The following is a 12165-nucleotide window of genomic DNA, read 5'->3' on the forward strand; positions in this document are numbered from 1 at the left end:
GCTCCCTGGGGTCAGGACTGCGCGGGGTCGAAGAGGGCGCCGCGCCCCTCGAACCGCTCGAAGTCGGCGAGGCTGGCGTCGGCGTACTGGTCGACGTGCTGGGCGCGGGTGAAGGGCCAGATGATCGGGGTTCCGCCCTGGTCCGTGTACCAGTTGTCGCAGAGCGAGTAGGTGGTGTCCGGGAGGGCTGCGCGCACGGTTCCGCAGAACGCCTGGGTCGCTTCCTCGGTGGGGGCGAGCGCATACCCCTCCTGCCGCATGGTCTCGATCAGCCGCATCAGGAAGCCGACCTCGTCACGCAGGCAGGTCGGGATGGCGATCGAGTTCACCGGTGCGAACGGGCCGTTGAGCAGGAAGAAGTTCGGGAAGCCGGGCAGACCGACACCGCGGTAGCTGTAGACGCCCTCGGCCCACAATTTATCGACGGTCAGCCCCTCCGGGCCGACGACGCCCATCGGCCGCATGTAGGCGTGAGTGTCGAAGCCGGTGGCGAACACGATGACGTCGAGCTCATGCCGCTCGCCCTCGCTGTCCACGATTCCGGCCGGCTCGATCCGCTGCACCCCGCCGAAGACCGGCGTCACGTTCGGACGCTGCACCACCCGGTAGTAGTCCGGCGACTTGGGGATCCGCTTGCAGCCCAGCGGCTCCTTGGGGGTGAGCTGCTCGCGCAGCACCGGATCCGGTATCTCCTCGGCCAGCTTGGCCCGAAACCGCGCGTTCATCTCCTCGCGCTCAGGCCCCGGGACCAGACGCCAGGTCTCCGAGCCGTCGGTCTCAAGACGCAGCGCCGCCATCTTGCGGTCCCAGTGGCCCGCCAGCGCCGGCACGCGCAACAAGAGCTTCTCCAGCAGAGAGATCTTCGGGTTCTCCTTCACCTGGATCCACTGCGGCGTCCGGATGAAGTGCTCGACGTGGTGGCCCCGTTTGCCCAGCTCGCTGACGATCTGGATACCGCTGGACCCAGTTCCGACGACGCCGATCCGCTTGCCCTTGAGGTCGACCGAGTGATCCCACTCGGACGAGTGCCAGCTGTGCCCGGCGAAGGTCTCGGTGCCGGGGAAGGCCGGGCGCTTGGGCACGTGCAGAAAGCCTGTAGCGGCGACCACGACGTCGAATCGCTCGGTGACCCCGCCGGGCGACGTGAGCGTCCAGGCGCCTTCCTCCCAGGTGGCGAGCTGGACCTCGGTGCGGAACCGGATGTGCTCCCGGATTCCGGTCTCGACGGCGAAGTCGGTCAGGTAGCGACGGATCTCGCTGCCCGGCGCGTACCGCTTGGTCCAGTAGTGCTTGCGCGCGAAGGAAAACTCGTAGGAGCGGGTGATCACGTCGACGTGAAGGCCCGGGTAGGTGTTGTCATGCCAGGTGCCCCCAGCAGCCTCGCGCTTCTCGAAGATCGTGTAGTCGATCCCCGCGGCGGCGAGGTGGTGGGCCAGGAAGAGGCCCGACATGCCCGCACCGATGATGCCCACTCTCACGGTCGACCTCCACTGCTCCAACTGATTAACAACATTAATCTAGCATCATTGTAAGCACGCTTGGGCGTCCGCATCACGTCACCCTGGTCACGCGACTTGAACAGCGAAGCTGGCGTTCAAACTATGTCGATAGCAATCCTACTATGGTGTTGCAGCCGCGTTAGAAGGTAGGATCGCGAAGCCTGACCTTGACTGGAGGAACCATGACCGAGACCGCGACCAGGCCCAAAGCGGCAGCCGGCGACCCGGAGGACAAGAGCGGGGTCCGCTCGTACGACGTCGTGATCGTGGGCGCGGGGCTGACCGGCATGTACCAGCTCAAGCTGGTCCGGGACCTCGGCCTGTCCGTCCGGGTCCTGGAGGCCGGGGACGGTGTTGGCGGTACATGGTTCTGGAATCGCTACCCCGGCGCACGGCTCGACTCGGAGTCGTACTCGTACCAGTACTCGTGGGACGAGGAGCTGCTGCAGGAGTGGAAGTGGAAGGAGATGTTCGCCAGCCAGCCCGAGCTGGAGGCGTACTACAACCGGGTCGCCGACAAGCACGACCTCCGCAAGGACATCGACTTCGGTACGCGGGTCGAGAGCATGGTCTTCGACGAGGAGACCGACCACTGGACGTTGCACTCCACCGACGGCCGGATGTACGAGGCTCACGTGGTCGTGATGGCCAGCGGCATCCTCTCCGACCCGAACTTCCCGAAGATCCCCGGGCTCGAGAATTTCAAGGGCGAGTGGTACCACACCTCGCTCTGGCCCAAGGAAAAGATCGACTTCGCCGGGAAGCGGATCGCCGTCATCGGTACCGGCGCCACCGGAGTCCAGGTGATCCCCGAGGTGGCCAAGACCGCCGGACACCTGACCGTGTTCCAGCGCACCGCCAACTGGGCCGTCCCGCTGCGCAACCGTCCCCTGTCCGAGCAGGACATGGACGAGATCCGCGCGGGTTACCCGGAGATGTTCCCGTTCCTCCGCAACTCCTTCAGCGGCTTCCTGCACACCTGGGACAAGACCAGGTCCACCGAGGTCACCCCCGAGGAGCGGGACGCTCGCTACGAGGAGGCGTTCAACTCCCCCGGGTTCACCAAGTGGATCGGGCTCTACAACGACCTGGCCTACGACGCCGAGGCGAACAAGATCTACTGCGACTTCCTCGCCTCGAAGGTCCGTCAGCGGGTCAACGACCCGGAGACGGCCGAGAAGCTGATCCCGAACGACCACTACTTCGGCACCAAGCGGGTCCCCTGCGAGACCAACTACTACGAGACCTACAACCGCGACAACGTCGACCTCGTCCTGCTCAAGGAGAACCCGATCAAGGAGTTCACCGAGAGGGGCATTCTCACCGCCGAGGGTGAGGTCGAGGTGGACATGATCATCCTGGCCACCGGGTTCGACGCCTTCACCGGCGCCCTCAACAAGATCGACATTCGCGGACTGGGCGGCCGGACCTTGCGCGACAAGTGGAAGGACGGCCCGCTCAGCTACCTGGGCATGCAGGTCTCCGGGTTCCCGAACATGTTCGTCGTCGGCGGCCCGCACGGCAAGGGCGGCCACGGCAACGGCCCCCGATGCTCCGAGCCCGTCGTCGAGTGGGTCGCCCATGTCGTCGACGACATCTTCACCCACCCGTGGCGCCGCGTGGAGGCCGATCCCGAGGCTGAGAAGGAGTGGACCGACAGCGTGGTCTCCGCCGCCGCCGGCACGCTCCAGGCCTCGGCCAAGTCGATCTTCTTCGGCGACAATATCGAGGGCAAGCCGCGCGTCTACGTCGCCTACCTCGGTGCCCTGCCGGAGTTCGTCAACAAGCTCTACGACGCCCGCCAGGCCGGCTACCGCGGCTTCATCCTGAGCTGACGTGACGCGTTCCGTCGTGCTGGTGCACGGCGCGTGCCACGGCCGCTGGTGCTGGGAACGCGTCGTGCCGCGCTTGTCGGCCCTCGGCGTCGCGGCCGTCGCGCCCGAGCTCCCGTACACCTCGTGGGAGGACGACGTCGCCTGCGTACGCGCGGCGATCGCGGCCGCCGGCGGCCCGGCGCTCTTGGTCGGCCACAGCCTCGGCGGCGGTCCGGTCTGCGAGACCGGCACGGACCCGGCGGTGTCGGCCCTCGGCTTCGTCTCCGCGCTGGTCGTCGGGCCGGGCGAGACGATTCGGGAGCGGCTTACCGCCGCCGGGGTGGCCGAGGAGCTGCGGGACGGGTCCAACCCTGAGATCGGCGCCGCGATGCGGGTCGGCGAGGACGGGCGGATCACTCTCGATCCTGAGGCTGCGGCGGCCATGTTCTTCTCCGACTGCACGCCCGAGGACGCCGCGCTCGCGGCGAGCAGACTGCGGTCGATCAGCCCGTCGTCACTGGGCGGGCGGCCGGGCCAGGCACCATGGCGGGACAAACCGTCGAACTACCTGTTCTGCGGCGAGGACCAGGCGCTGGCCGACGAGGTGCAGGAGGGCTACGCCGCCGGGCTGACCGGGCGGCGAGACCGGCTGACCGCCTCGCACTCGCCGTTCTGGAGCCGTCCCGACGCGCTGGCCGGCGTGATCGCCGACTGGGCGGCCACGCCCGATCTGGAGGTGCCCGAATGAGGCCGGAGCCGTTCGTCCTCGATGTGCCTGAGGCGGACCTTGAGGACCTTGATCGTCGGCTGGCGCAGACGCGGTTCGCGCTCGACGTCGACAACGCCGACGGACGCTACGGCGTCTCCACCGAGCGGTTGCGCGGGCTCGTCGGGTACTGGCAGCACGACTTCGACTGGCGGGCGCAGGAGCGAGCGATCAACGCCTTGCCGATGTTCACAGTGGAGATCGACGGACTGCCGATCCACTATGTCCACGTACGGGGGAAGGGGCCGGCGCCGACGCCGCTGGTGCTCAGCCACGGATTCCCGTGGACGTTCTGGGATTTCCACCGCGTGATCGGGCCGCTCACCGACCCGGCGGCGTACGGCGGTGACCCGGCCGACGCGTTCGACGTCGTCGTCCCGTCCCTGCCGGGATTCGGCTTCTCCTCGCCGCTGCCGCGCTCTGGCGTCAACTTCCTGACCACGGCGGACGTGTGGGTCACACTGATGACCGAGGTGCTGGGCTACGACCGGTTCGCCGCACACGGCGGGGACTGGGGGGCGCAGGTCACCGCGCAGCTCGGCCACAAGTATGCCGACCGCCTGCTCGGCATCCACCTGACCAGTCTGATCTCGTTCCCCGCGGGGTGGAACTCCGACCGGCCGTGGAACCTGTTGCAGAAGGCGTCCGACGCCGCGAGCCCCGAGAACCGGGCTGCCGTCGTCGCGTGGGAGAAACGGCGCGTCGGGCACCTGGTGCCGCAGATCGTGCACCCGCAGACGATCTCCCACGGCCTCAACGACTCCCCGGCCGGGCTCCTGGCCTGGCTCACCGAGCGGCGGCTGGCCTGGATGGACCACCAGCAGCCGTTCGACGACGTCTTCCCACCGGACTTCCTGATCACGACGGCGGCGCTCTACTGGTTCACGCAGACCTACCCGAGCGCGGCGCGGTACTACGCCGAGGCGGCCACCCACCCGTGGCAGCCCTCACACGATCGGACACCGGTGATCCAGGCCCCGGCCGGGCTCTCTGTGTTCCTCGACGACAACCCGCCCGGGGCCCGCTTCGACTGGCTGCCCGCGATGTACGCCGACGTCGTGCACCAGGCCGCACACGAGGTCGGTGGCCACTTCGGCGCCATGGAACGCCCGGACGACGTGGTGGCCGACCTCCGCGCCACCTTCCGCACCTTGCGCTGAAGCGCACCGAAAGGAACGACGAGCATGGCCCGAACCCCGAAGAACACGACTTTCGACTACGTCATCGTCGGGGCCGGCGCCGCCGGCTGTGTGTTGGCCAACCGGCTCTCGGCCGATCCGCACACGAGCGTCCTCCTGATCGAGGCCGGCGGCGGCGACGCCCACCCCATGCACCTGGTGCCCAAGGGCTTCTACTTCACGCTGGTCAACCCCAGGTACGCCAAGACCTTCGCCACCGTGGCGTTCCCCGACGGCCACGTCGAGCAGCTCCCCCGCGGCAAGGTCGTCGGCGGCTCGACGACCATCAACGGCATGGTCTGGAACCGCGGCTGGGCCAACCACTACGACGGCTGGGAGAAGGCCGGCAACGCCGGCTGGAACTGGGCCCGCTTCCTCGACGCGTTCAAGCACATCGAGCGCCACCAGCTGGGCGGCAACGAGGTGCGCGGCGGCAGCGGTGCGGTCGACGTCGAGATCGCCGGCCCACCCGAGGAGGCCTGCGACGCCCTGATCGCCTCGTTCGCGGAAAACGGCATCCCGTTCGAGCAGGACATGAACGCCAGCGGCGGTGAGCGCGTGTCCTACGTCGCGTCCAACACCCGCAAGGGCACCCGGATGAGCGCCGCCCGCGCCTACCTGCGCCCGGCCCGACGGCGTCGCAACCTGACCGTCGTCACCCACACCGAGGCCGAGCGGCTGGTCCTGGACGGCACGCGCGTCACCGGAGTCCTGTGCCGGACGCCGCGCGGGCGGGTCACCTACGCCGCCACCCGCGAGGTGCTGGTCTGCGGCGGCGCATTCGACTCCCCCCTGCTGCTGGAGCGCTCCGGGATCGGGAACCCCGATGTGCTGGCCGCGGCCGGCGTCCCCGTCCGGGTGACCAGCCCCAGGGTCGGCGAGAACTTCAAGGAGCACCGGGGCATCCTGCTGCAATACCGGCTGACCGGGGTGAAGGGCTACAACGCCGAAGCCGCCTCGGCCCCACGCTACCTGTGGACCGGGTTCAAGTACCTGTTCAGCCGCAGCGGGATGGTCGCTCACGGCGGGTACGCCGTCAGCGGCATCCACAAGTCCGACCCGGCCTCGGAGTTCCCGGACACCCAGTGCTTCTTCACACCGATCTCGACATCGGCGGTGAATCCCATGACCGGGCGGATGGTGGTCGACAGGTTCCCGGGCGCGAAGTACGTCGCCCTGCCCATGTACCCGACCAGCCAGGGTTCGCTGCACATCACCGGCCCAAGCCTCGACGACGCCCCGCGTCTGGAGCCGAACTTCCTCAGCACCGAGGAGGACCGCCGGATGCTGGTCAAGGTGGTGCGCCGAGCCCGGGAGATCGTCGCCACCGAGCCGTTCACGAAGTTCGTCGTCGAGGAGTTGCAGCCCGGGCCGCAGATCACCGAGGACGACGAGATCATCGAGTACGGGATCAACAAGGGCAACGCCGGCGCCCACGGACTGGGCACCTGCGCCATGGGACCGGACGCGGACGACGTCGTCGACGCCTCGCTGCGGGTCCGCGGCGCCCAGGGCCTCCGGGTGGTCGACGCCTCGGTGTTCCGCGACCAGCCCTCGGGCAACAACAACGCCCCGACCATGGCCCTGGCCTGGATCGCGGCCGACATCATCCTGGCCGAGCGGAGCTGAGCACACGAGAGGGGCCCCGACGCCGCGGCGTCGGGGCCCCTCTCGTGTTCGGGGCTCAGCCCTGCAGCAGGCTGATCGCGCCCTCCGGGCAGGCGGCGGCGACGTCCTCGGCGTGGGCGCGCTCGTCATCGCCGATCGCGACGTCCTTGACCTCGGCGTAGCCGACGTCGTCGCAGTCGAACCACTGCGACGCAAGGGTGTAGCAGCGTCCGTGGCCGACACACAGGTCGGTGTCGATCTTGAAGTGCAGCCCGGTCTTCTGCTCGGTGCTCTCGGACACGGTGGTTCCTCTCAGCGGGCGGCCGGCTCGATCTCGAGCGGCAGGTGGAAGAGCTGCTGCATGAAGCTGCCGTAGCGGTACTCCTCGACGAAGTCGTCGGGGATCCGGTACTGCGCGATCCGCTCATGCCAGACCTCGAGGCCGATCCGCATCTCCAGCCGGGCGACGTGTGAGCCCAGGCAGCGGTGAACACCGAGGCCGAACGCCGAGTGCGGGACGCCGGTGCGGGACAGCTGCACTTCGGGGGCCAGTTGGCGGTCGGCGCCACAGCGAGCGATGAAGATCCGGTCGCCGGCCTTCACCGGGAAGCCGTTGAGCTCGGTGTCCTGCTTGGCCACGCGGCCGGCCGAGCCGCCGGTGTTGTAGAAGCGCATCAGCTCCTCGATCGCGCCGGGGATGCGGCTGGTGTCCTCGATCAGGAACTGACGGTCGTCCTTGTTGCGGGCCAGGTGCCGCACGATGAACCCCAGCTGGCTCGAGGTCGTCTCCTGGCCGGCGATGAAGGCGAGTTTGGCCATGCCGACCAGCAGGTCCTCCGGAATCGGCTCGCCGTCGACCTCCATGTTGACGAATGCCGTGGCCAGGTCGCCCGGGTTGGGGTTGGTACGCCGGTCGGTCATCGCGCCGCGGACGATCGTGTCGATCTGCCGCTCGATGTCGTTGCGCTCCTCCTGGGTCGGGAAGTCGAAGGTGGCCCGCTCGGCCAGATGGAACATCCGGTCGACGTCTTCGGTGCCGATCCCCAGCCATTCCAGGAAGAACAAGGCCGGCAGCTTGGCCGCGAAGTCCTTGGCGAAGTCGCAGGTGCCCTTCTCCAGGATTCCGTCGATGAGCTCGTGGCAGATCTCGACGATCCGCGGCTCCAGGTGGGCCACGGCCTTCGGGCCGAACAACGGTGCCAGGGCCTTGCGGTACTTGGTGTGTACCGGCGGGTCCATCGTGATCGGCGGGACGTCGAGGATGACCTCCTGCTTGGTGTACACGATCGAGCTCGGCAGGTTGGACCAGGTGTGCGGGTCCTGCAGGACGTGCTTGACCGTGCCGTAGTCGGCCGCCACCAGATAGCCCCGGTTGACCGGACTGTAGAACAACCCGCCGACGTCGGTCATCTCGTCCCACACGGCGAACGGGTCGACACCGAGCCGCTCGTCCCCCTCCAGGTCCAGCTTGTGGATCGGGAGGCCGTGGGCCTCGGCGCGCTCCTGCATCGTTGTCATGTCCGAACCTTCTCCATCCACTGCCTAATAGGTTCTAACATTAGAGTACAGTGCAATGAACACCATTGGCTACCTCGTTGGGTCGGGCGGCTTGCCGTCAGTCGGCCCTGGGCTTCCGGCCTGTTCCCCCGCCGCCGCAGCTCGAACTTCCGGACGCGCCGGGCGGGTCATCCGGATCCGGTCGCGCCGCGAGGCCATCAGCGGGAGATCCGCTCGAACATGCCACCGGAGCGGAACGACCGAGCCATCGAGCTGGCCAGGTACGGGTGCGGGTAGGCGAGCGGTACGGCGCTGGCCTCGTCGAGGCGGGCGACCTGCCCTGAGGTGAGCTCGAGCTCAGCGCTGCGGAGATTCTCGGCCAGTTGGGCGACGCTGGTCGCGCCGAGGATCGGAACGACGTGGATCGGTCGATGCCGCAGCCAGGCGAGGGCGAGCTGAGCCGGCGTGACGTCGAGCTCGACGGCCAACGCGCCCAGCGCGTCGAGCACGGTCTCGACGCCGGCGCCGTGCTGGCCGCTCCAGGCCATGGTGGGCGAGCTCCAGACCTCGGCGGACAGGCGCGAGCCCACGCCCCCACCCGCAGCGCACTTGCCGCTGAGCAGGCCGTTCTTGAGCGGCGACCAGGCCAGCACGGACAAGCCGAACTCCTGGGCCATCGGGAAGAACTCCGCCTCGGCGCTGCGGCCGAGCAGGCTGTACTCGATCTGCAGGCCTACATAGCAGGACCAGCCGCGAAGCTCAGCCATCGTGTTGGCCTGGGCAACCACCCAGGCCGGCGTGTTGGAGACCCCGACGTGAAGCACCTTGCCCGCGCGGACCAGGTCGTCCAGGCCGCGCATCACCTCGTCGACCGGAGTGAGCAGGTCCCAGGAATGGACGACGTAGAGGTCCAGGTAGTCGGTGTTCAACCGGCGCAATGAACCCTCAACCGACTGGACCATGTTCTTGCGCTGGTTGCCGCCGGCGTTGGCGTCGCCGTTGCGCGGTGCGGAGTTCGTGTACTTCGAGGCGATCACCACCTCCTCGCGATGCTCGGCGACCAGCCCGCCGATGATCCGCTCGCTCTCGCCGCCGGCGTACTGGTTGGCGGTGTCGAGATAATTGCCACCCTCCGCACGGAAGGTGTCGTAGAGCTCCTTGGCCGTTTCGGCGCTGACGCCCCAGCCGTTGGTGGCACCGAACAGCATCGTCCCGAGCGCGACGTCGGAGACCCGCAGCCCGCTACGCCCCATCAGCCGATAATTGAGCACGATTGCATCATAACAGCAACACGATTACATTCGGAGTATGACAATAGTGCCGGACCCCCGCCGCCTCCAGGAGCTGATCGACCGGCAGGACATCCACGACGCACTGCTGCGCTACACCCGTGGTGTCGACCGCCTCGACGAGGACTTGGTTCGCTCGGCCTACTGGCCCGACGCGATCGACGACCACGGGGTGTTCCGCGGGACCGCAGAGGCGTTCATCACCTGGGCGTTCACCGGTCACCGCAAGGCGCACCACGGCGAGCAGCATTACATCATGAACCACACCTGCGACCTCGACGGCGACGTCGCGCACACCGAGACCTACTTCGTCATGGTTGGGCGCAACCGTAGCGGCACGCCCGTGACGCTGCACGGTGGTCGATACATCGATCAGTTGGAGAAGCGTGACGGCGAGTGGCGGATCGCGCATCGCGTCTCGATGGTCGAATGGGTCGGCGGCGTGACCGAGCCTGATCTGCCGCCGGTGCGACGGGAGGAGAACGGCGTCGTCGCACGGGACCGCACCGACACGTCGTACGACCGTCCGCTGCTCACCGAGGCGCGACGCGCGCGCTGACCGTCGCACAGCGGGCCACCGCCCCGACCAGTGGGACGCTGCCGACGAAGACCATGACGCAGAGCGCGACGCGGCGTACGGCATCCCGATGCTGCCGGGCCAGGGCTACCGGATCTGATCTCCCGCCGGGCCAAGTCCTGCAACCTATTTCTAATTATATTCTAAACATGGACATAGATGGATCGCGAGCCTAGCCTGCCCCTCGGCGCCTCGTAGCCGTGGTGAGGCGGACAGAACGCGAGGAGAAGCGTGACAGTGAAGGCGAACGGTCGAAGGAGAACAGCGCAGATCGTCGGCGGCCTGGCGGCAGTGGCGACGTTCGCCCTCGCCGGCTGTGGCTCCGACAACACGTCCGGCGCCGCGCGGGCGACGGACGGCGCGAGCAGCACGGCGGCGGCCCTGAGCGGGACCGCGATCAAGATCGGGTACGCCGCCTCGATGTCGGGGGCCCAGGCCAGCAACGGGCTCAGTGGCAAGGCCATCGCGCACGCCTGGCAGGAGTACACCAACGCCCACGGCGGCATCCTCGGCCATCCCGTCGAGATCACTGCGACGGACACCAAGAACACCGTTCCCGGTGCGACGGCGGTGGTGAAGAGCTTCATGACGGACTCCGACGTCGTCTTCATGACGGATCTGGTCGCCGAGTCCGCGATGAGCGACACGTTCAAGGGAACCGACGTCGCAGTGATCAGCGCGAACGGCGCCACGAACGTGCCGTGGACCACCGTGCCGGGGCTCTTCCAGGACGTGTCCGGTGCCGAGTACGCCGCGCAGGCCTACGCCGACGTCGCGAAGGCGACCGGTGCCAAGAAACTCGGCTGGGCCGTCTGCGCCGAGGTGGCGAACTGCCGGCAGAACAGCGAGGAAGGCTCGGCCTATGCCCAGACGCTGGGCGTCGCCCCGGTCGGCACCCAGCTCGTCTCCGCCTCCGCCTCCGACTACACCGCGCCCTGCCTGTCCTTCATCGGCAAGGGCACCGACAGCATCGCCATGTACATCGGCTACACGACCGGCACCCGCTTCGCCGCGGACTGCCTCCAGCAGGGCTACACCGGCAGCTTCCTGACCGCTAACTCCGGGTTCGACCAGACCGCCTTCGGCAAGATCAGCGGCTTCAAGTCCTATGGCACCACCGAGGGCTTCCCCTGGTGGGCAGACGACCCGGCCGTGGCGACCTACCGCGACGCGATGGCGAAGTACTCCCCCGACGGCGCCTGGCAGACGGGCAACGCGACGGCCATCTGGTCCAGCTTCGAGCTCTTCAAGAAGGCCCTCCAGGATGCCAAGCCCACCACCGTCGACCGTGCCGCGGTGCTGGACGCGATGTACCAGGTGAAGGACGAGACGCTCGGCGGGCTCCTCGCCCAGCCGGTCACCTACACCAAGGGCCAGCCCTCGAAGCCCGTCGTGTGCAGTTGGTTCTTCAAGTTCGACGCCAGCGACGACGAGCCGACGAGCGTGGCACCCGCGACGTCGGGCAACGGCGCGACCGGCGACCTGGCGAGCACGTGCGAGAACACGGACGGCTGAGGGTGGCGCCGGCCCGCTGACCCACCTCGTGGATCCGGCGCGGCCGGGCGGAGCCGATCACCGCGACGCTCCGTCCCAGCCGCGCCGCGGTCGTGTACGACACGATCGATCCGGCGGTCCAGTAGCCAAGTTCGTCGGTGACGTCGACGACCGGGTTCTCGGCTGCGGCCGCGGCTCCCGAGGCGAGCAGATCCGCCGCGTGGCCGCCCGCGCCCCGTCCCGCCAAGGTCTCGACGGTGTCCGTCCCCGGCCGGCGGGCGGCCAGGAACGGGCGCTCCTCGAAGGCACCGAAGACCGGGTGCTCGATGCCGAGCCCCCGCCCGATGCCGGGACGTAGCGGTGTGCGCCGATCCCGGCGGCGCGCAGGTCGGCCCCGGCGGCGTGGAGCCGGTAGTTGTACTCGGCCAGCGAGGCGAAGGTCC

10 protein-coding genes are annotated in these 12165 nt (G+C 68.4%); 6 read left to right on the top strand and 4 right to left on the bottom strand.

Features of this window, described 5'->3' with window-relative positions:
* Window positions 1–11: 11 nt before the first annotated feature.
* On the bottom strand, window positions 12–1478 hold the full coding sequence (locus CTZ28_RS49315; protein ID WP_147481181.1) for a flavin-containing monooxygenase: 1467 nt from the start codon (window positions 1476–1478) through the stop codon (window positions 12–14).
* Between the two features lie 203 nt (window positions 1479–1681).
* Here CTZ28_RS49315 and CTZ28_RS21895 point away from each other — a divergent pair, with 203 nt between their 5' ends.
* The 4 genes from CTZ28_RS21895 to CTZ28_RS21910 are packed head-to-tail and all read left to right on the top strand — an operon-like array spanning window position 1682 to window position 6886.
* Window positions 1682–3334 (top strand): flavin-containing monooxygenase, encoded by a 1653-nt coding sequence (locus tag CTZ28_RS21895; protein ID WP_121891372.1) that lies wholly within the window; start codon window positions 1682–1684, stop codon window positions 3332–3334.
* Between the two features lies 1 nt (window position 3335).
* Window positions 3336–4061 carry an alpha/beta fold hydrolase gene (locus CTZ28_RS21900; protein ID WP_121891373.1) on the top strand — a complete coding sequence of 242 codons (726 nt, stop codon included), beginning with the start codon at window positions 3336–3338 and terminating at the stop codon, window positions 4059–4061.
* Window positions 4058–5239, top strand: a complete 1182-nt coding sequence (locus CTZ28_RS21905; RefSeq protein WP_121891374.1) for an epoxide hydrolase family protein — start codon at window positions 4058–4060, stop codon at window positions 5237–5239. The genes CTZ28_RS21900 and CTZ28_RS21905 overlap by 4 nt, the downstream gene beginning before the upstream one ends.
* A 24-nt stretch (window positions 5240–5263) precedes the next feature.
* Entirely contained in the window at window positions 5264–6886 is a 1623-nt protein-coding gene (locus CTZ28_RS21910; RefSeq protein WP_121891375.1) for a GMC family oxidoreductase, read from the top strand.
* A gap of 55 nt (window positions 6887–6941) precedes the next feature.
* On the opposite strand, the gene CTZ28_RS21915 is transcribed toward CTZ28_RS21910, so the two are convergent.
* The 3 genes from CTZ28_RS21915 to CTZ28_RS21925 form a co-directional block, all read right to left on the bottom strand.
* Window positions 6942–7166 carry a ferredoxin gene (locus CTZ28_RS21915; protein WP_220795371.1) on the bottom strand — a complete coding sequence of 75 codons (225 nt, stop codon included), beginning with the start codon at window positions 7164–7166 and terminating at the stop codon, window positions 6942–6944.
* Window positions 7167–7177: 11 nt separating this feature from the next.
* Entirely contained in the window at window positions 7178–8383 is a 1206-nt protein-coding gene (locus tag CTZ28_RS21920; protein WP_121891377.1) for a cytochrome P450, read from the bottom strand.
* Between the two features lie 197 nt (window positions 8384–8580).
* Complete coding sequence (locus tag CTZ28_RS21925; RefSeq protein ID WP_259471732.1) at window positions 8581–9633, bottom strand: aldo/keto reductase; 1053 nt, start codon at window positions 9631–9633, stop codon at window positions 8581–8583.
* 37 nt (window positions 9634–9670) lie between these two features.
* On the opposite strand from CTZ28_RS21925, the gene CTZ28_RS21930 reads away from it, so the two are divergent.
* Together CTZ28_RS21930 and CTZ28_RS21935 are read left to right on the top strand one after the other, a co-directional pair.
* Entirely contained in the window at window positions 9671–10210 is a 540-nt protein-coding gene (locus CTZ28_RS21930; RefSeq protein ID WP_121891379.1) for a nuclear transport factor 2 family protein, read from the top strand.
* 249 nt (window positions 10211–10459) lie between these two features.
* Window positions 10460–11743 (top strand): ABC transporter substrate-binding protein, encoded by a 1284-nt coding sequence (locus CTZ28_RS21935; protein ID WP_147481182.1) that lies wholly within the window; start codon window positions 10460–10462, stop codon window positions 11741–11743.
* Window positions 11744–12165 lie beyond the last annotated feature (422 nt).

Source organism: Streptomyces shenzhenensis (assembly GCF_003688995.1).
In the GTDB taxonomy this organism is placed as follows: Bacteria; Actinomycetota; Actinomycetes; order Streptomycetales; family Streptomycetaceae; genus Streptomyces; species Streptomyces shenzhenensis_A.